Source organism: Subtercola sp. YIM 133946 (assembly GCF_036553535.1).
Taxonomy (GTDB): domain Bacteria; phylum Actinomycetota; class Actinomycetes; order Actinomycetales; family Microbacteriaceae; genus Subtercola.
In genome coordinates this window covers 121,570-140,357 of sequence record NZ_JAZHPE010000008.1, presented here as the reverse complement: position 1 = coordinate 140,357, position 18,788 = coordinate 121,570, and the positions used below count along the sequence as shown (strand labels likewise).

Here is an 18,788-nt window from a genome sequence, read left to right as displayed (position 1 = left end):
CGCAGATTTACAGAAATACCTAGCAGAATAGCCAGTACACCGGCGATTCACGAGAGAAACAGGAGGATGGGGAGCGACTCGTACGCGAGCCGTACCTCTAGTGCTCATGGCCTTCGACATCGACAGCTACACCAAGACCAGCAAGAACGTGGCGTGGGAAGACCTCGACTTCGAAGACTTCCGCACGAACCCCCTTCCTCCCGACACCCTGCGCGTCATTCGATATATGGCCGATGTGGAATATCACACCGTCTGCTATATGCGCGACATGCTCGTCACCCCCTCGCACCGCGATCAGGACGTCACCGGCTTCATGACGATGTGGAACCGTGAGGAGTTCTGGCACGGCGAGGCCCTCGCCGACGTGCTGCGGATGCACGACATCACCCTCGAATTCGACGAGCTCAAGTCGAAGCGCCTCAAGCTCGGCTGGAAAGACCGGCTCGACCCGGTGAAGCAGTCGGTGCTGTCGAACCTGGTGGGCAAAGACTTCATCGCGGTGCACATGATCTGGGGCGCCGCCAACGAGTGGTCGGCCGTCGCCGCCTACAAGCGCCTCGCCGAGATCGAGGGCAACCCGGTGCTCGCCGAGCTGCTGAAGCGCATCGCGATGCAGGAGGCGCGGCACGTTGCGTTCTACGCCACGCAGGCCCGTGAGCGCCTCGGCCGCAGCGTGGTGGCGCAGAAGTTCGCCCGCTTCGCGCTCGGCAAGTTCTGGGGCCCGGTCGGGTCGACCATCATGGACAAGACCGAGGTCAAGCACGTCATGGGCCACATCTTCGGCGGCCCCGACGGTCGCAAGGCGATCAATGCCATCGACGCCCACATCGCCAAGATGCCCGGTCTGGCCGGGCTGACCATCGTGTCAGACTCGCTCGACGCGAACGGTATCGCGGCGTAGGTTCGGCTCGGGCGGGGGCTGCGGATGGCGTCGGATGAGGCGGCGATGTCGGGTGTGGCCGCGGCGTCGGGAGTGGCTGCGGCGTCGGGAGTGGCGGCGACGTCGGGAGTGGCTGCGGGTCGCTCTGGCGGATTGCGCCGAGCGGCCATCGTCTACAACCCCACCAAGGTCGACCCGGCACGGCTGCGCAGCCTCGTCACGAAGGTCGAGGCCGAGGCGGGCTGGGCGCCGAGCCTCTGGGCCGAGACGACGGTCGACGACCCGGGTGCGGGCGTGGCACTGCGGATGCTCGGGCAGCAGCCCGACGTGGTCATCGCGGCGGGCGGCGACGGAACCGTCAGCGCCGTAGCCCAGGCGCTGTGGCAGCAGGAGGTGCCGCCGGGCATCCTGCCGGTGCCGCTCGGCGTGCTGCCTGTCGGAACCACGAACCTCTTCGCGCGGGCCCTCGGGCTTCCCCTCGGCCGTCGCCGGCGACTGCAGGCGGTGCGGGCAGCCTTCAGCGACGACGTGCACACCGTCGACGTGGGGCTCGTCGAGGCGACGCTCGTACCTGCAGCCGGGCCGGCGTCTCGGGCCGAGGCGGGGCGGCGGTCTGCGTCCGGCGCTCGGTCGGCTCGCGGCGCGTCGGGCGCGCAGCCTGCGCAACCCGCGCCGCTCGCGCAACCCGCGCAGCCGACAGAGCCCACAGAGCCGGCCGAGCGCGCGCAGTCAGTCAGCCGGGCGTTCCTGGTCATGACCGGCATCGGCGTCGACGCACACATGGTCGTCAACACCTCGGCCCGCGGCAAGAACACGTTCGGCTGGACGGGTTACATCTCGGCCATTCTCGGCTCCTTCGCGAGCAACGCCCGGTTCGGCCTCTCGTACATGCTCGACGGGGTGGCCGCAGAGCCGGCACCGGCCCATACGATCGTCGTCGGCAATGCGGGGGTGCTGCCGGCGGGCATCCGCATGATCCCGGGCGCCCGCATCGACGACGGGCTGCTCGACGTGGTCGTGCTTCGCCCCGTGGGGCTGCGCGGCTGGTCGCGCGCCGTCTCGTGGTTCGTGAGCACCAATACGCCCTCGTTGCCGCGGCGATCGGATGCCCGTGCCGCTGCCCGGGGCGAGACCCTCGCCGCCTCGACCGCCGTCACCCACGGCCGCGGCACCACCGTCTCGTTCGCCGCCGCCACCCCCCAGCACTTCGAGATCGACGGCGAATACCTCGGCTTCGTCACCGCCGCCTCGGCCTCCATCGTGCCCGCGGCCCTCCGCGTGCGCGGCGTCGCGGCTCCCTCCCCCAGTGGGGTATCGTCCATCCGCGACGTCGGCGTGGGGGCGCGGTAACGTCGAGGGGTGAGCGAAGACGAGGTGGGACGGGTCGCCCGCGAGGTGTTCGGGTGGGCGGTCGAGCGGCCCGGGCTCGGCGAGGCGATGCGAGCGCTGGTGGCGGGCGGCGACGTGCTCGCGATCATGCCGACGGGGTACGGCAAGTCGTCGATCTACGAGGTGACCGGAACGGTGCTCGGCGGCGTGACGATCGTGGTGTCGCCGCTCATCGCGCTGCAGGAGGACCAGGTTCGCACGCTTGGTGAGGTGACGGATGCTCCGCCGGCGGTCGCCCTCAATTCCAGCCACGGCGCAGCTGCCGAGCGCGCCTCGTGGCGGCGTATCGAGCAGGCGGGCGCCGGCTTCGTCTTTCTCGCGCCCGAACAGCTGGCGAACGAGAGCGTGCGCGGGCGCCTGGCTGCGCTGCAGGTGCGGCTCTTCGTCGTCGACGAGGCGCACTGCGTGTCGTCGTGGGGGCACGACTTCAGGCCCGACTACCTCGGGCTGGGTGACGCGATCGAGGCTCTCGGGCATCCGCCTGTTCTGGCGATGACGGCGACGGGGGCGTCGCCGGTGCGCGACGAGATCGTCGAGCGGCTCGGCATGCGCGACCACCAGCTGATCGCACGCGGGTTCGACCGGCCGAACCTGCACATCGCGGTGGTGCGGCACGAGTCTGACGCCGACAAGCGGCGGGCCGTGCGCGAGCAGGTCGAGCACCTCGAGACGGATGCCCGGCAGACCGGCCTCGTGTACGTGGCCACACGAAAGGACACCCAGCAGTATTCGGCCGAGCTGCAGGCGGCGGGCATCCGTTCGGCGGGCTACAACGGCGGCATGCCGGCGGGCGAACGACAGGCGGTGTACGAGCAGTTCATAGGCGACGAGACCGACGTGGTGGTGGCGACGAGTGCATTCGGCATGGGAATCGACAAACCCGATGTGCGTTTCGTGGTTCATGCGGCCGTCACCGACTCGATCGACAGCTACTACCAAGAGATCGGCCGGGCGGGCCGAGACGGGCAGCCCGCCGCCGTGACGCTGCACTATCGGCCTGAAGACTTCGCGCTGACCAGCTTCTTCGAGGGCGGCGAGCCCGACCGCGAGAAGGTCGAGCGGATGTTCGGAGCCATCGTCGCGGCACCCGGCGTCACCCGGCCAGAGCTCGCCGTCGCTCTCGACGCCCATGAGCGCGCCATCGCCCGCCTGCTGGGGCTGCTCGAAGACGCTGGCGTGGTCGCCGACGAGGCCGGACGTCTGACGGCCATCGACGTCTCGCCCGCGGAGGCCGCCGATCGCGCGTCGCGGCACGCCGAGACCCGCCAGCGCATCGAGCAGTCGCGCGCGGCCCTGATGCGCGAATTCGCCGAGACGCGGTCGTGCCGCCGGCAGGTGCTGCTCGGCTACTTCGGCGAGAACCTGCCCGAACCCTGCGGCAACTGCGACACCTGCGACTCGGGGAGCGCGTACGAGCAGGCGGCGCGCAGCGGCGCGGGCGCGTTCGCGGTTGCGAGCGACGACCACGTCGAGCAGGCGGCGCGCAACGGCGAGGCCGCATTCGCGATCGACGACCACGTCGAGCATGCATCGTGGGGGCCCGGGGTGGTCATGCGCGTCGAGTCCGACCGCATCACGGTGTTCTTCGGGCAGGAGGGCTACCGCGTGCTCTCCCTCACAGACGTCGAACGACACCACTTGCTCACAGTGACCCCGCCGCCCCCACCCGCCGGGTGACCGGCCCGTGTACGCTGCTGCCTGTGCAGCGGCACACGCCGCCCGCCGTGAGCGTCGCTCTGGCGTCGCCCCTGCGGTGCCCCTGCATCGCTCTGGCGGCGTCAGGCCGGCTCTCACCCGTCACTGTCCACCGCAACGAAGGAACCACCATGACCACCGTCAAGAAGCCCGTCGGAATGAGCAACAACCACTACGACACCCTGTCGCAGATCTTCCAGCACCCGACGAGCCACAACATCGAGTGGCGCGCCGTTCTGTCGCTGCTGACCGAGCTCGGGGCCGTCGAAGAGAAGCACGACGGCAAGTACACCGTCACGCTCGGCGACGAGTCTGAGACGCTCGATCGCCCCCGCGAGAAAGACATCGACGTGCAGATGGTCGTCGACCTGCGACGGATGCTCAGCGGAGCCGGCTACGGCCCCGAGCCCACCGACAGCTGAAAGGTGGCGGCTGGCGGCTGGCGGGTGGCGGCTGGCGGGTGGCAGCCGCCGGCTGGCGGGTGGCGGCTGGCGGGTGGCAGCCGCCGGCTTGCGGGTGGCTGCTGGCGGCTGGCGGCTTGCGGGTGGCGGGTGGCGGCTTGCGGCTGGCGGCTTGCGGGTGGCGGGTGGCGGCTGGCTGCTGGAGGCTGGAGGCTGAGGGCAACGGCTCAGGGCTTGAAGCTGGCGGTCGACGGCTGACGTCGACGCGCGCCCGCCCGGCGTAGGCTTGTCCCGATGCGTCTACTACTGATTCGACACGGCCAAACCATCGACAACGTCAATGGGGCGCTCGGCACCGTCATTCCGGGCCCCGGGCTCACCGATCTCGGGCTGACCCAGGCGGCGGCCATCCCGGCGGCCCTCGAGGGCGAACAGATCGACGCGATCTACGTCTCGACGATGAAGCGAACCTGGCTCACCGCGCAGCCACTCGCCGACGCCCGCGGCCTCACCTTCGAGGTCGTCGAGGGTCTGCACGAGATCGAGGCCGGCGACCTCGAGCAGCGCACCGACGAAGACGCGCACCGCACGTACATGGGTACGATCTTCGCGTGGTGGACAGACTTCGCCGCCCGCATTCCCGGCGGCGAAGACGGGGCCGAGTTCTATCACCGCTACGACGGCGCGATCTCGTCGATCGCGGCACGGCACGCAGCCGATCCCGACAGCACGGTCGCCATCGTGAGCCACGGCGCGGCCATTCGCGCCTGGGCCTCGTTCACGTCGCAGAACCTCGACGCGGAGTTCAGCCGCGTGCATCCGCTCGAGAACACGGCGGTCGTGACGCTCGAGGGTTCACCCGAATCGGGCTGGGTCACCACGGCGTGGGCCGACGAGCCGCTCGGCGGCGCGGCCCTCGAAGACCCGACCGCGGTCGACCCGACGGGTGAAGCCGCCCTCTGACGACGCCTCGCGGCCGACCGCGCAGGTGCGCCGAGCCCATATGGGGGTGGGCCGCTGGTGGAGGGCGGCCTACTCGTCGACGCCGACCAGCACGTCGGAGGCTTTGATGACGGCGTAGGCCTCCGAACCGACCGTGAGGGCGAGCTCGTCCACCGCCTCGTTCGTGATCGAGGCGGTGACGATCGAACCACCGCCGATGTCGATGCGTACGTGGGAGGTCGTCGCACCCGTGGTGACCTCGACCACGGTGCCCTTGAGCTGGTTGCGCGCGCTGATCTTCATGGTGTGCCCTTCTGTCTGGTTCGACCCTAGCGCGCTGCTTCGGCCCTGGCGCGCTGGTTCGGCCGTGGCCCACCCGGCCGCCCGGCCCGCCCGCCAGCCTGCCAGCCGGCCAGCGGGAGTAGTCTCGCACTCACACCTCGACCCCACCCACCACTCGTATCCACCACCCCACACCCGACAGGAGCACCCATGGATCTCGACCTCCGCGGCAGACGCGCCATCGTCTCGGGCGGCAGCAAGGGCATCGGCCTCGCGATCGCTGAAGCCCTCGCCGCCGAGGGCGCCCAGGTCGCCATCTCGGCGCGCGGTGACGAGGTCGAGGAGACGGCCGCACGCATCGCCGCCGAGTCCGGCAGCCGCGTGATCGGCGTGCGCGCAGACACCACCGACGACGCCTCGGTGCGAGCCATGGTCGAGACCGTCGTCGAGCGGCTGGGCGGGGTCGACATTCTCGTCAACACGGCCGCGACGCCGTGGTCGGCCTCGAAGAACGTCACCACCCTTGAGACCACCGACGACCTGATGCGCGGCGAGTTCGAGACCAAGGTGCTCGGCTACCTGCGCACCGCCCGCGCCGCCGCGCCGCACATGGTCGAGGCGGGCTGGGGCCGCATCATCAACATCTCGGGGCTGGGTGCCCGCCAGGCGAGCACCGCCGCACAGACGGTGCGCAACGTCAGCGTCTCGGCGATCACCAAGAACCTCGCCGACGAGCTCGGCCCGAAGGGCGTCAATGTGACGGTCGTGCATCCGGGTGTCACCAGAACGGCCCGCCTCACCGACCGGCTCGCGGCCCAGTCGGCCGAGCAGGGGGTCAGCGTGGATGCTCTCGAAGAGGCTCTGGCCACCAACTCCATCAGGCGGCTGATCGACGCATCAGAGGTCGCTGACGTCGTGGTGTTTCTGGCGAGCCCCCGCAGCGTCGCCATCACCGGAGACGCCATCGCCGTCGGCGGCGGAGTGCCGGGCCCGGTCTACTACTGAGATCGCGACGGTGCGGATGCCCGTCAGAGCCAGGGCAGGCTCACCGCCCACGCCGCGGCCCCGGCCGTGACGCCCGTCTCGGGCACCTCGAGCAGGCCGTCGGCCTCGGCCAGTCCCCGCATCATGGCCGACCCGCGACGGGCGCTGGGCACCGCACGCCCATCGACGAGCGCGTAGGGAACGAGCAGGGTCGTCGCGGCCCGCCCCTCGAGGTGCGAGTCGGCGACGACGCTCACGAGCGGATCGACGTCAGCTCCGCCGAGCACCCGAACGATGGGAACGGCGACGGTAAACAGCCCCGCCATCGCAGCCAGCGGGTTGCCCGGCAGGCACGCGATCAGGCTGCGGTTCTTCGCCCGCGCCAGAATGGTCGGGCCGCCGGGGCGCATGGCGATGCCGTCGAACAGCAGCGTCGCGCCGAGCTCGTGCAGGGCATCCCGAACGTGGTCTGCGCTCGAATGCCCGGTGCCGCCGGTGGTGATCACGAGCTGAGCGTCGCGCAGGCTCGACTCGAGGGCGGTGACCGTGCTCGACAGAGTGTCGTGGGCGCGCTGGTGGCCGAGCACGCGGGCTCCCACGTGCGAGAGCAGGCCGGGCAGCTGTGGTGCGAAGATGTCGCGCACCCGCCCGGGCGGCGGGCTGCCGTGCTCGTCGACCTCGTCGCCCGTGAAGACGAAGCGCACCGTGGGCCGCCGCACGACGTCGAGCACGTCGTGCCCACTCAGGGCGGCGACGGCGATGTGCGCCGGGTTCAGCCGGGCTCCGGCACGGATGATCGTGTCGCCCCGTCGCGCCTCCTCACCCGCGGGCCTGATGTGCTGGTTCTCGAACGGTTCGCCCGCGCGGGCATGCGCACCGAGCCGCAGCATCGGCGGAGCACCCTCGACCTCGGCGGACTCGCTGCGCAGCACCGCGTCGGCGCCCCGCGGAACGAGCGCGCCGGTCACGATCGGCACGGCCAGCCCCGGCTCGAGGCCGGCATCGGCGAGGTGCCAGGGGTCGATGACGCGCCAGGGGGCGGGGCCGCGCACGGCCCAGCCGTCCATCGCGGCCGAGGCGTAGTGCGGCACGTCGATGCGGGCGTGCAGGTCGAGGGCGAGCATGCGGCCGAGGGCGTCAGAGAGGTCGACGGTCTCAGATCCGTTGGGTTTCCCGGCGCCCGCGGCGATCTGCCGCGCCTCCCGCCAGCCGATGGAGCGCTCGGGCAGGCCCGCCCGGGTGCGTGGCGCCTGGCCGAGCGGATGCCGCGCCGCGGTCGGGCTCATCGACCGTCCCCGCTGCCTGCAGTGTCGTCGGATGTCGCGGCATTCGCGGCAGAGGTGTCGGCGGTCGTGGCGGTGGCGGGGGTCGTGGTGCTGCCGGTGTGATCGGCTGAACCGTCGGCGTCACCAGCGGCATCACGCCAGGTCGTCGCGAGGACAGACGCCGCCGCGGCCGCCGCCTCGAGCGCAGCACCGGGGGCCACGCCTTGGGCCGCGGCAAGGCCGGCGGCATAGCCGACGACGTAAGTGGTGAGCGGGGCGGCAGGGCGCACGACGGCGTGCGCGGCGACCCCGGCGAGCCCCAGCACGCGGTCGATGTCGACATCGTCGGGGTCGATGCGGGCTTTGGATGCGCCCGGCGCCGCGAGCTCGTCGGCGAGCGCGGCGACCCACCGCCTCAGCAGGTCGGCCTGGTCGTCGTCGGCGGAGGGAATGTTCATCGGGGTGTTCCTGACGGTGTCGTGGGTGAGGGGAGGGTGATGCCGAAGGCGGAGGCGTCGGAGGGGGTGTCGACGTCGTGCGTCGAGCCTGGTGGCACCGGCACCTGCCGCACGCGGAGCGGGCCGAACAGGCGACGGGCAGAGAGGTTCTCGAGCGGGCCGGCCCGGCGGGCGGCGGCGACCGCTTCGACGAGCGCGCCGGTGCGGTAGACAGCGGTGAGGTACTGGGGACTGCCGTCGTCGTCGACGGCCATGACGCCGTCGGTCTCGCTGCCGTGATCGCCGCCGACTGCGGCGAGGAGGGCAGCGACCGCCGGCGCGGCGTTCGGCATGTCGCAGGCCAGCACGATGACGAGATCGAGGGACTCGGGGGCGGGTGGGGCGAGGAGAACGTCGAGGCCCGCCGCGATGGCGGCCGCGGGGCCCGCGAACGGTGGCTCCTCGCGAGTGACGGTGACCCGCACGGGAGCAGACGCGGGGGCGTACCGCGGCGCGAGCGGCCCGGGCGGCGGGGTGCCGACGATGACGATGCGGCGGGCATCCTGAACCGCGTCGAGGGTGCGCTGCAGCAGGGTCGCCCCGTCGAAGAGCAGGGTCGCCTTCGGCACCCCGCCCAGCCGCGCCGACCGACCGCCGGCGAGCACGATCGCGCCTACGTTCATGTGCGTGAGTCTAGGCGGCAACTCCCGGCATGCCCGCCAGTGTGGGGCAACCGATTGTGCACCCACCACGCGGATGATAAGCCTGAGGGATGGGCCGAATCACCGTACGACGCAGAGTCACCCGCATCACCGTCGGCAGCGAGCCGCGGCGGCGCGAAGACATGCTGGCCGTCGAAGAGCCGCTCGAGATTCGTGTGGGCGGGTCTGCGCTCGCCATCACCATGCGCACCCCCGGGCACGACTTCGACCTCGCGGCGGGCTTTCTCGTCTCTGAGGGCGTCATCTCACGGCAGGAGCACTTCGGTGCGGCCCGCTACTGCGCCGGGGCGAACGCCGACGGCGAGAACACCTACAACGTGCTCGACATCACTCTCGCCTTCGGTGTACCGGCCCCCGATCCGAGCCTCGAGCGCAACTTCTACACGACGAGCTCGTGCGGCCTGTGCGGCAAGGCGAGCATCGACGCCGTGCGCACCCTGTCGGTCTACCCCGTCGCAGACGACCCCCTGCAGGTGTCGGCCGAGCTGTTGGCGAGCCTGCCCGAGAAGCTGCGCGAGGGGCAAGACGTGTTCGAGAAGACCGGCGGCCTGCACGCCGCCGCCCTCTTCGACGGCACCACCGGCGAACTGCTGGTACTGCGCGAAGACGTGGGGCGGCACAACGCGGTCGACAAGGTCATCGGCTGGGCCGTGACGAACGACCGCCTCCCCCTGCGGGGCACCGTGCTGATGGTGTCGGGCCGGGCCAGCTTCGAGCTGGCGCAGAAGGCGTCGATGGCGGGCATCCCCCTGCTCGCGGCCGTCTCGGCGCCGTCGTCGCTCGCCGTCGAACTCGCCACAGAGCTCGGGATGACCGTGGTCGGCTTTCTGCGCGGGCCGTCGATGGTCGTGTACAGCGCCGACCACCGCGTCACCAGCGGGCCAGACGACACCCGGGCCCTCGTCGACACCGCCCCGCTCGCACGTTCCCTTCCCACCGATCTGCACCTCGAGAAAGCAGCCACCCTGTGACCGAACGCGTGAAGCCGCTGTCGAACCGCCTGAAGGGCAAGCCCCTGAACGACGGCACGAGCTACCCAGACCTGAAAGTCAGCCACCCCGAGCACGAAGCGGTCGGCCTGCCTGGCATCTTCCACTCGATGGAGCCCGCCCTTCTCGACCTGGGCCCGGCACGCACGGCCAAACTTCTGACGTCGATCAACCAGAAAGACGGCTTCGACTGCATGAGCTGCGCGTGGCCCGACCCCGACAAACGCAAGGCGCTGGAGTTCTGCGAGAACGGGGCGAAGGCGGTCATCTGGGAGGCGACGCCCGTCACCGTTCCGAGTACATTCTGGGCCGAGTATTCGCTGACCGACCTGCTCAGCAAGTCGGAGTACTGGCTCGGCATGCAGGGGCGGCTCACCGAGCCGGTCTACAAGGCCGCGGGCTCCGACCACTACACGCCGATCTCGTGGAACGACGCCTTCGCGCTCGTCGCCGACCGCCTGAACGCCCTGCCCTCGCCCGACCAGGCGGCGTTCTACACGAGCGGCCGCACCGCCAACGAGACGGCGTTCATCTACCAGCTCTTCGTGCGCGCCTTCGGCACCAACAACCTTCCCGACTGTTCGAACATGTGCCACGAGTCCACCGGCACGGCGCTCGGCGAGACCATCGGCATCGGAAAGTCGACCATCGCGTACGACGACTTCGAGCGCACCCAGCTGATCATCATCATGGGCCAGAACCCGGGCACGAACCATCCGCGCATGCTGACCGCACTCGAAGACGCGAAGAAGCAGGGCGCGACCATCGTCGCGGTGAACCCACTGCCCGAGGCCGGGTTGTTCCGGTACAAGAACCCACAGACCGCACGCGGCCTGATCGGGCACGGCACCGCGATCGCCGACCAGTACCTGCAGATCAGGTCGGGCGGCGACATGGCCCTCCTGCAGGCCGTGGCCAAGCGGGTGCTCGACGCCGAGGCCGCCGCACCGGGCACCGTGCTCGACCACGACTTCCTCGCCGAGTACACCCTCGGCCTCGACGAGCTGAAGGCGCACCTCGCCGACCTCGACGAGGCCGACGTGCTCACCGCGACCGGGCTGAGCTCGGGCGAGATCGACGAACTAGCCGACCGCTACATGCACTCCGACCGCACCATCATCACCTGGGCGATGGGGCTCACCCAGCAGAAGAAGTCGGTCGAGACGCTGCGCGAGCTGATCAACTTGCTGCTGCTGAAGGGCAACATCGGCAAGCCGGGGGCCGGGGCATCCCCGATCCGCGGCCACAGCAACGTTCAGGGCGACCGCACCATGGGAGTGTGGGAGCAGATGAGCGACACCTTTCTCGACTCACTCGCCCGCGAGTTCGATTTCGAGCCGCCGCGCAAGCGCGGTACGGATGCCCTGCAGACCATCGAGGCCATGCAGCGCGGTGACATCTCGATCTTCTTCGCCATGGGCGGCAACTTCGTGGGGGCGATCTCCGACACGGCCGCGGCAGAGGCCGCCATGCGTGGAACGTCGCTCACCGTGCAGGTGTCGACGAAGCTGAACCGTTCGCACGTGGTGACCGGCGCCGAGGCGCTGATTCTGCCGACGCTGGGGCGCACCGAGGTCGACCTGCAGGCCACCGGGCCGCAGTTCGTCTCGGTCGAAGACAGCGTGTGCGCGGTGCACGGGTCGCATGGGCGCATCCCCCCGGTCGCGCCGGGCATCCTGTCGGAGATCGCGATCGTGTCGAGGCTGGCGAGAGCCACCCTCGGGGCGACCTCGAACATCGCGTGGGAATCGTTCGAGCACGACTACGACATCATTCGCGAGCACATCTCGCGCGTCGTGCCCGGCTTCGAGAACTTCAACACCGACGTGCGGCGGAAGGGCGGGTTCGTGCTGCCGAACGGCCCGCGCGACTCGCGCACCTTCAACACCAAGACCGGCAAGGCGATGCTGACGGTGAACACCCTCGAGCCGGTGGTGCGGCCGCCGGGGCGGCTCATTCTGCAGACGCTGCGCTCGCACGACCAGTTCAACACGACGATCTACAGCCTCAACGACCGGTACCGCGGCATCAAGGCCGGGCGCGACGTGATCTTCGTGAACCCTCTCGACATCGAGGAGCTGGGGCTGACCGACGGGCAGCGAGTCGACATCTTCAGCGAATGGCCGGGCGAACCCGACCGCGAGCTGCGCAACTACCGCGTGGTGTCGTACCCGACGGCGAAGGGATGCGCGGCGGCGTACTACCCCGAGGCGAACGTGCTCATCCCGCTGGCCAGCGCGGCCGACCGCAGCAACACGCCCGTGTCGAAGGCCATCCTCGTGCGCCTCGAGCCGGCGACGGCACTCGTCGCCGGCTAGAGCTCCGGCGGGCGCTCGTCGCATGCGCGCCACTTTGGCATAAGCGCGCCTACTCGAGCGGGCGCGCTTATGCCAAACGCGCGCGGATGCTGCGAGGCCTCCGTGCGGCAGCGGGCTGGTCGGCGTCGGCGTGTCAAGGGCTCGGGCGCACGACGGCGGGTGTCGGTGCCGGGTGACAGACTTGGGATCTGTCTCGAGCCGGGGCAGCTCCGGCTTACGCCTACCCGCCCGCAGAAAGCAGCCCCGCATGACGTCGCCCGATGCACGACCTGCCCCCAACGGCTCGGCCGTGCCCGCCGCTGCAGCCCCGCCCGGTACCGCGGCAGCCCCCGGCGCCTCTCCCGCTCAGGCCGCACAGGCGCAGGGGGCGCCACCCGCCGCTGCGTTCCGGTATCGCTGGCTGATTCTGGCCGTGATGCTCACGGCCGAGATCATGGACCTGCTCGACTCGACCGTTGTCAACGTGGCCGGGCCCTCGCTCGAGAAGAGCCTCGGGGCCGACTCGACCGGGCTGCAGTGGGTCATCGGCGGGTACGCGCTGACCCTCGGCGCGGGCCTGATCCTGGGCGGCCGACTCGGCGACCGCTTCGGCCGGCGGCACATGTTCCTGGCCGGGCTCGGCGCGTTCGTCGTGACCTCACTGCTGTGCTCCATCGCTCCCACGATCGGCCTGCTGATCGCGTTCCGCCTGCTGCAGGGCTTCGCCGCCGCCCTGCTTCTTCCGCAGGGGCTGGGACTGCTGCGAGCGGCCTTCCCGCCCCAAGACATGGGTAAGGCGTTCGCCGTCTTCGGCCCGGTGTTCGGCCTCGCCGGCATCTTCGGCCCGATCATCGGCGGTGCCCTCATCCAGGCCGACCTGGCCGGCACCGGCTGGCGCGCGGTGTTCCTGATCAACATCCCGATCGGCATCGCGGCCTTCGTCATCGCGTTGATCGTGCTGCCGAAGACCGTCGGTGACCGGGCGATCGCGATCGACCTGCTCGGCGCCCTCATCGTGATCGTCTCGTCGGCCCTGCTGGTGCTGCCGCTCGTGCAGGGCCAGGCCGCAGGGTGGCCCGCGTGGACCTACGTGAGCATGGTCGCCTCCGTCGCCGGCTTCTACCTCTTCACCGTGCAGCAGCGCTACAGCGCGAAACGGGGCGGAACACCGCTCGTCACGCCCGGCATCTTCCGCAAGCGCTCCTACCTCGTCGGCCTGGCCGGCATCGCCCTGTTCTTCGCCAGCAGCGTCGGAGCGCAGCTCGTCTTCACCCTCTTCCTGCAGCTCGGCCAGGGCTTCGACGCCGGCCAGGCCGGAGCAAGCGGAATCCCCCTGGCCATCGGCAGTCTCATCGGCGGTGCCCTCAGCGGCGCCGTGCTCGCCAACAAGCTGGGGCGTTCCGTTCTGCAGATCGGTGCGGTCATCCAACTCGCGGGGGCTGCCTGGCTCGTCTACTCGCTCGCCGACGTCAGTTCGTTCACGCTCTGGCAGCTGGTTCCGGGCCTGGTGCTCGCGGGCCTCGGCAGCGGTCTGGTCATCGCCGCGCTGTTCAACATCATCCTGGGTTCGGTCGACGACGCCGAGGTCGGGTCGGCCTCCGGCGTGCTCACCGCGGTGCAGTCGATCGCGTCGGCCGCCGGCGTGGCCGTTCTCGGCTCGATCTTCTTCGCCGCCCTGAACGTCGGCGATCCCAGCGCCGGCTACCAGAACGCGCTGATCACCCAGATCGTGCTGCTCGTCGTCTTTCTCGCCCTCACCCCGCTCTTCCCGCGCCGCGCCCGCCCCGAGGGCGACGGGTAGACTGAAGGGGAATCTGGTAACAGGCCTCGATTTGGGCCCGACACTCTGTCGATCATCGAGACGCCTGTGAGGTACATGTGGCCGCCGTTCAACTTCCACCGCTCGTCGGCGTGCGCGCCGCGACACCGCCCATCGAGCAGCGATTCACGCCGACGCCGGGCGAGGTGCAGGATGCCCTCGCCGAGGCTCGGGCGGGGCATCCGCTCGACCCGCGGCAGTACGAGACGCTGCTGCACGCGCGCGGGGCCGCGCTCGACGAGCTGCTCGGGATCGCGAGCGCGCTGCGCGACGAGGGGCTCGCGCACTCTGGGCGTTCGGGAGTCATCACGTACTCGCGCAAGGTGTTCATTCCGCTGACACACCTGTGCCAAGACAGGTGTCACTACTGCATCTTCGTGTCGACCCCGGGCAAGCTCGCGAAGGAGGGCAAGGCGCCATACCTGCCCATCGACGAGGTGCTCGAGGTGGCGCGGCAGGGCGCAGCGCTCGGCTGCAAGGAGGCCCTGTTCACGCTCGGCGACCGGCCCGAGAACCGCTGGCCGGCGGCCCGCGCCTGGCTCGACGAGCACGGCCACGAGTCGACGCTCGACTACGTTCGGCACGCCGCCCAGCGTGTGCTCGACGAGACCGGCCTGCTGCCCCACCTCAACCCGGGCGTCATGACGTGGGCCGAGATGCAGCGGCTGAAGCCGGTGGGGCCCTCGATGGGAATGATGCTCGAGACGACCTCGACCCGGTTGTGGGCCGAGAAGGGGCAGGCGCACTTCGGGTCGCCCGACAAAGATCCGGCCGTGCGGCTGCGGGTGCTCGACGACGCGGGGCGGTCGAAGATCCCCTTCACGACGGGGGTGCTGTTCGGCATCGGCGAGAACTACGCAGAGCGCGTCGATTCGATGCTGGCCATTCGGGCATCCGCTCGCCTGTGGGGGCACGTGCAGGAGACCATCGTGCAGAACTTCCGTGCCAAAGATGCGACGGCGATGATGCACGAGGTCGACCTCGAGACCGAGGAGTACGTGGCGGCGGTCGCCGTGACGCGGCTGGTGCTGGGGGCGGATGCTCGGCTGCAGGCCCCACCGAACCTGACCGACGCGGCTGAGCTCGCGCTGCTCATCCGAGCGGGCATCGACGACTGGGGCGGCGTCAGCCCGCTCACTCCCGACCACGTGAACCCCGAGCGGCCGTGGCCGCAGATCGACGAACTGGCGCGCCTGACGGCCGCGAGCGGATTCGAACTGCGTGAGCGGCTCACGGCGCACCCGCACTTCGTGCGTTCGCCCGAGGGGTGGATCGACGACGCGGTGCTGCCGGCGGTGCTGGCGCTGGCCGACGAGGGTGGGCTGGCGCGCGTGAGTGCGGGCGGCAGGGGTGGTGTTGGTGCAGCGGCTGATGTTGGTGCAGGTGCCGCAGTTGATGCTGGTGAAGCGGCTGGTGTTGGTGAAGCGGCTGGTGTTGGTGAAGCGGCTGGTGTTGGTGCGGTTGCGGAGGCTGTTGGCAAAGCGGACGCTGGTACGGCGGCTGGTGGTAGTGCGCGCGTGGGTGGCGGTGGTGCAGGTGCCGGGGCCTTTGCTGGTGCAGGTGCGGGCGGCGCCGGGGCAGGGGGCGCCGGCATCGCCGGCGCACTGCGCCGCGCCTGGGCCGACCCCGCAGGGTTGAGCGACGAGGAGTACGTCACGCTGCTGAGCGCCGACGGTGCCGAGCTCGAGGAGCTGGCCGCCGTGGCCGACGAGGTTCGGCGAGCGGCGGTGGGCGACACGCTGACCTACGCCGTCAACCGCAACCTCGACTCGTCACTCGTGCGGTCGTTCGAGGCGGATCGGCCGGGCATCCATTCTGCAGCCGGCGACGCCGTCGGGCTCGACGCGGATCAGACCCGAACGGGCGAAGCCGGTGTCGCCCGAGCGCTCACCCTGTCGCTCGACGACGTGAGCGCGCTCGCCGCGGAGGCGTGGGCCCTCGGCGCGACGGAGGTCTGCATGCAGGGCGTCGCCCACCCCAGCCTCGGCTCCGACGCCTACGCCGAACTCGCGCGGGCCGTGAAGCGGGGGGCGCCCGGGCTGCACCTGCATGCGTTCCGTCCGGCCGAGCTCGCCGACGGCGCGGCGCGGGCTGGGCTGGCGCTCGACGACTTCCTCGCGGCGCTTCGCGCGGCGGGTGTCGACTCGGTGCCGGGAACGGGCGCGCGCATCCTCGACGACGGGGTGCGGGCGCGGCTGAGCGGGGGCGCAGACGGCTCGGTGGCCGAATGGATGCGCGTGGTGACGGCGGCGCACCGCGCCGGCCTGCCCTCGACCGCCACGATGGTCTACGGGCACATTGAGACGCAGGCGCAGCAGGTGGCGCACCTGCGCACGCTGGCGCGCCTCCAGGATGAGACGGGCGGCTTCACCGAGTTCATCCCGATGCCCTTCGTTGCGGCGGATGCCCCGCCGGTCGTGGCCCCACCCGGCAGCACCGCGACCGCGGGCGGGCGGGCGACGACCGGGCCCGACCGCCGTGAGACGCGGGCCGTGCACGCGGTAGCCCGGCTCATGCTCGCCGGCCGCATCGACCACGTGCAGGCCGCCTGGACGAAGCTCGGCATCGCCGACGCACGCGCGGTGCTGCGGGGCGGCGCCGACGACCTCGGCGGGATCCTGCTCGACGGCGCGCTGAACCCCGCCGCGGGCGCCGAGGCGGGGCGCTCGCTCGAGCGTTCCGACGTGCTGGCGACGGCCGAGGCCCTCGGCCGCGAGCCCCGCCAGCGCACCACCCTCTACGCCGCGGTGGACCCGGCGGAGGTGCCGGCCGTGGCCGCGATCTCAACCGACACCGCCGCTGCGACCGCGACCGCGACCGTGACAGCCGCACCTGCCCTCTCCCATGACCGCTGACAACGGGGGCCATGCCGGCGTCAGCGGCCGGGGTGACTACGCCGAGCACCCAGAACACACCGAGCGCCCCGAACACCCAGAACACACCAGCCACCCCGACACCGAGGGCCCCGAGGGCCCCGAATACCCCGGGCGCACGGAGCGCCCCAGCCACACCGAGCGCCGCGAACACCCCCAACACGCCGCGCACACCGACGTCGTCATCGTCGGCGCCGGATTCGCGGGCATCGGACTGGGCATCCGACTACGGCGGGCCGGGCATCGCGACTTCGTCATCATCGAGCGGGCGGCCGCCGTCGGCGGCACCTGGCGCGACAACACCTACCCCGGCGTCGCGTGCGACATTCCCGCGCAGCTGTACTCGTTCTCGTTCCGGCAGAAGCCCGACTGGTCGCGCGTGTTCGCGCCCGGGGCCGAGATCGCCGAGTACCTGCGCGAGGCGGCGCGCGACGAGGGTCTTGAGCCGAACATCCGGCTCTCCACCCAGCTGCAGAGCGCCACCTGGGATGCCCGGCACGGCCTCTGGCGCATCACGACGTCGCGCGGCGACCTCACCGCGCGGGTGCTGGTGACGGCGGCCGGGCGCCTCTCAGAGCCGAGGCTGCCCGACGTCGAGGGCATCGCTTCGTTCGCCGGGCCGCGCTTCCACACCGCCGCCTGGCGTCACGACGTCGATCTGGCCGGCAAGCGGGTCGGCGTTGTCGGAACGGGCGCTTCGGCCGTGCAGCTGGTGCCCGAACTGGCGCGCACGGCGGGCGAGGTGGTGGTGTTCCAGCGCAGTGCGCCGTACGTGGTGCCGCGCGACGACCGCGCCTTCACGGCGTCGGAGCGGGCCTTCTTCGCCGAGCATCCCGAGGCCCTCGGCGCCGCCCGCGACGCCCTCTTCGCAGCGGCCGAGGCTGGCTTCGCCCAGAAGTCGCACGGCAGCACGGCCGCCGCCGAGCACCGCGCGCTGGCGCTCGGCCACCTCGAACGTCAGGTCGCCGACCCCGAGCTGAGGCGTCTGCTCACCCCCGACTACGAGATCGGATGCAAACGCGTGCTCATCTCGAACACCTACTTCGCGGCCGTCGCCTCGCCGACCGTCACCCTCGAACCCTCCGCCCTGCAGAGCGTCACCGCGACCAGGGCCACAGCGGCCAGCGGCGCCTCGTACGACCTCGACGCGCTCGTCTTCGCCACCGGGTTCGAGACCACCGAACTGCCCTTCAGCCGCCGCATCACCGGCCGCGACGGCCGCACCCTCGCCGACCAGTGGATGCTCGGCATGAGCGCCTACGCCTCGACGACGGTGCACGGCTTTCCGAACCTGTACGTCGTTGACGGCCCGCTCGCGAGCCTCGGCCACAACTCGGCCGTCGAGATGATCGAGACGCAGATCTCGTACATCCTGGGCGCCCTCGCCCACCCCGCGGCCGTGCTCGAAGTCACCGCCGGGGCCGAGCGCGACTACACGGCCGAGCTCGACAGAGCAAGCGCCGACACCGTGTGGCTGCGGGGCGGATGCTCGAGCTGGTACCTCGACGCCCGAAGTGGCCGCCAGACCCTTCTCTGGCCGGGTACCGCGGCCGCCTTCCGGGCTCGCAACGGCACCTTCGACCCGGCCCCCTACGTTGCGTCGCGCGCCTCGACCGCACACTCGTCGGCCACGCGCTCCTCAGTGCTACCCTCCTCAGCCCCACCCTTTTCGGCCACGCACTCCTCGGCCGCACCCTCCTCAGCCCCACACTCCTCGCCCACGCACTCCCCAGCTCCGCAGGCTGCGGCCGAGGCCGCAACGCCGCCGCCGTCGACGCCCCACCAAGCCGACGGGGCGCCCGTGCTAGCGTGA

General features: G+C 71.0%; 15 protein-coding genes. 11 read left to right on the top strand and 4 right to left on the bottom strand.

Annotated elements, in window-relative coordinates:
• The first annotated feature begins 106 nt into the window (after nucleotides 1–106).
• The 5 genes from V3W46_RS02115 (at nucleotide 107) to V3W46_RS02095 (ending at nucleotide 5,328) form a co-directional block, all read left to right on the top strand.
• Nucleotides 107–901 carry a ferritin-like domain-containing protein gene (locus V3W46_RS02115; protein ID WP_331781431.1) on the top strand — a complete coding sequence of 265 codons (795 nt, stop codon included), beginning with the start codon at nucleotides 107–109 and terminating at the stop codon, nucleotides 899–901.
• Nucleotides 902–925: 24 nt separating this feature from the next.
• Nucleotides 926–2,230 (top strand): diacylglycerol/lipid kinase family protein, encoded by a 1,305-nt coding sequence (locus tag V3W46_RS02110; RefSeq protein ID WP_331781430.1) that lies wholly within the window; start codon nucleotides 926–928, stop codon nucleotides 2,228–2,230.
• 9 nt (nucleotides 2,231–2,239) lie between these two features.
• On the top strand, nucleotides 2,240–3,946 hold the full coding sequence (locus V3W46_RS02105; RefSeq protein ID WP_331781429.1) for a RecQ family ATP-dependent DNA helicase: 1,707 nt from the start codon (nucleotides 2,240–2,242) through the stop codon (nucleotides 3,944–3,946).
• 149 nt (nucleotides 3,947–4,095) lie between these two features.
• Nucleotides 4,096–4,386: a hypothetical protein gene (locus V3W46_RS02100; protein WP_331781428.1), complete on the top strand. Its 291-nt coding sequence runs from the start codon at nucleotides 4,096–4,098 to the stop codon at nucleotides 4,384–4,386.
• A 273-nt stretch (nucleotides 4,387–4,659) separates the two neighbouring features.
• Nucleotides 4,660–5,328 (top strand): histidine phosphatase family protein, encoded by a 669-nt coding sequence (locus V3W46_RS02095; RefSeq protein WP_331781427.1) that lies wholly within the window; start codon nucleotides 4,660–4,662, stop codon nucleotides 5,326–5,328.
• A gap of 69 nt (nucleotides 5,329–5,397) precedes the next feature.
• Here the strand turns inward: V3W46_RS02095 and V3W46_RS02090 are convergent, their stop codons facing one another.
• Complete coding sequence (locus V3W46_RS02090; protein ID WP_331781426.1) at nucleotides 5,398–5,610, bottom strand: TOBE domain-containing protein; 213 nt, start codon at nucleotides 5,608–5,610, stop codon at nucleotides 5,398–5,400.
• A gap of 189 nt (nucleotides 5,611–5,799) precedes the next feature.
• On the opposite strand from V3W46_RS02090, the gene V3W46_RS02085 reads away from it, so the two are divergent.
• Entirely contained in the window at nucleotides 5,800–6,594 is a 795-nt protein-coding gene (locus tag V3W46_RS02085) for an SDR family NAD(P)-dependent oxidoreductase (protein ID WP_331781425.1), read from the top strand.
• Nucleotides 6,595–6,617: 23 nt separating this feature from the next.
• Here V3W46_RS02085 and V3W46_RS02080 read toward each other — a convergent pair whose 3' ends face one another.
• Genes V3W46_RS02080 through mobA form a run of 3 tightly spaced genes read right to left on the bottom strand, consistent with a single transcriptional unit; the run spans nucleotide 6,618 to nucleotide 8,958 of the window.
• Complete coding sequence (locus V3W46_RS02080) at nucleotides 6,618–7,859, bottom strand: molybdopterin molybdotransferase MoeA (protein WP_331781424.1); 1,242 nt, start codon at nucleotides 7,857–7,859, stop codon at nucleotides 6,618–6,620.
• Nucleotides 7,856–8,296, bottom strand: a complete 441-nt coding sequence (locus V3W46_RS02075; protein ID WP_331781423.1) for a DUF6457 domain-containing protein — start codon at nucleotides 8,294–8,296, stop codon at nucleotides 7,856–7,858. Before V3W46_RS02075 ends, V3W46_RS02080 begins: the two co-directional genes overlap by 4 nt.
• Nucleotides 8,293–8,958, bottom strand: coding sequence for a molybdenum cofactor guanylyltransferase (mobA, locus tag V3W46_RS02070; protein ID WP_331781422.1), 666 nt, complete (start codon nucleotides 8,956–8,958; stop codon nucleotides 8,293–8,295). Before mobA ends, V3W46_RS02075 begins: the two co-directional genes overlap by 4 nt.
• Nucleotides 8,959–9,047: 89 nt before the next feature.
• Here mobA and fdhD point away from each other — a divergent pair, with 89 nt between their 5' ends.
• The 5 genes from fdhD to V3W46_RS02045 all read left to right on the top strand — a co-directional run bounded on the left by fdhD (nucleotide 9,048) and on the right by V3W46_RS02045 (nucleotide 18,788).
• Nucleotides 9,048–9,968, top strand: a complete 921-nt coding sequence (gene fdhD / locus V3W46_RS02065) for a formate dehydrogenase accessory sulfurtransferase FdhD (protein ID WP_331781421.1) — start codon at nucleotides 9,048–9,050, stop codon at nucleotides 9,966–9,968.
• Nucleotides 9,969–9,997: 29 nt separating this feature from the next.
• Complete coding sequence (locus tag V3W46_RS02060; RefSeq protein WP_331781447.1) at nucleotides 9,998–12,304, top strand: FdhF/YdeP family oxidoreductase; 2,307 nt, start codon at nucleotides 9,998–10,000, stop codon at nucleotides 12,302–12,304.
• A 247-nt stretch (nucleotides 12,305–12,551) separates the two neighbouring features.
• The gene (locus V3W46_RS02055; RefSeq protein ID WP_331781420.1) at nucleotides 12,552–14,084 is read left to right on the top strand and encodes an MFS transporter; all 1,533 of its coding nucleotides are present in this window, start codon (nucleotides 12,552–12,554) and stop codon (nucleotides 14,082–14,084) included.
• A gap of 77 nt (nucleotides 14,085–14,161) precedes the next feature.
• Nucleotides 14,162–16,957 carry a bifunctional FO biosynthesis protein CofGH gene (locus V3W46_RS02050; protein ID WP_331781419.1) on the top strand — a complete coding sequence of 932 codons (2,796 nt, stop codon included), beginning with the start codon at nucleotides 14,162–14,164 and terminating at the stop codon, nucleotides 16,955–16,957.
• Nucleotides 16,947–18,788, top strand: coding sequence for a flavin-containing monooxygenase (locus V3W46_RS02045; protein ID WP_331781418.1), 1,842 nt, complete (start codon nucleotides 16,947–16,949; stop codon nucleotides 18,786–18,788). Before V3W46_RS02050 ends, V3W46_RS02045 begins: the two co-directional genes overlap by 11 nt.

Excerpts from the sequence above, each read along its gene's own strand:
- V3W46_RS02115 (WP_331781431.1), top strand. The coding sequence starts at position 107 with ATGGCCTTCGACATCGACAGCTACACCAAGACCAGCAAGAACGTGGCG.
- V3W46_RS02110 (WP_331781430.1), top strand. The coding sequence starts at position 926 with ATGGCGTCGGATGAGGCGGCGATGTCGGGTGTGGCCGCGGCGTCGGGA.
- V3W46_RS02100 (WP_331781428.1), top strand. The coding sequence starts at position 4,096 with ATGACCACCGTCAAGAAGCCCGTCGGAATGAGCAACAACCACTACGAC.
- V3W46_RS02095 (WP_331781427.1), top strand. The coding sequence starts at position 4,660 with ATGCGTCTACTACTGATTCGACACGGCCAAACCATCGACAACGTCAAT.
- V3W46_RS02090 (WP_331781426.1), bottom strand. The coding sequence starts at position 5,610 with ATGAAGATCAGCGCGCGCAACCAGCTCAAGGGCACCGTGGTCGAGGTC.
- V3W46_RS02085 (WP_331781425.1), top strand. The coding sequence starts at position 5,800 with ATGGATCTCGACCTCCGCGGCAGACGCGCCATCGTCTCGGGCGGCAGC.
- V3W46_RS02080 (WP_331781424.1), bottom strand. The coding sequence starts at position 7,859 with ATGAGCCCGACCGCGGCGCGGCATCCGCTCGGCCAGGCGCCACGCACC.
- V3W46_RS02075 (WP_331781423.1), bottom strand. The coding sequence starts at position 8,296 with ATGAACATTCCCTCCGCCGACGACGACCAGGCCGACCTGCTGAGGCGG.
- mobA (WP_331781422.1), bottom strand. The coding sequence starts at position 8,958 with ATGAACGTAGGCGCGATCGTGCTCGCCGGCGGTCGGTCGGCGCGGCTG.
- fdhD (WP_331781421.1), top strand. The coding sequence starts at position 9,048 with ATGGGCCGAATCACCGTACGACGCAGAGTCACCCGCATCACCGTCGGC.
- V3W46_RS02055 (WP_331781420.1), top strand. The coding sequence starts at position 12,552 with ATGACGTCGCCCGATGCACGACCTGCCCCCAACGGCTCGGCCGTGCCC.
- V3W46_RS02045 (WP_331781418.1), top strand. The coding sequence starts at position 16,947 with ATGACCGCTGACAACGGGGGCCATGCCGGCGTCAGCGGCCGGGGTGAC.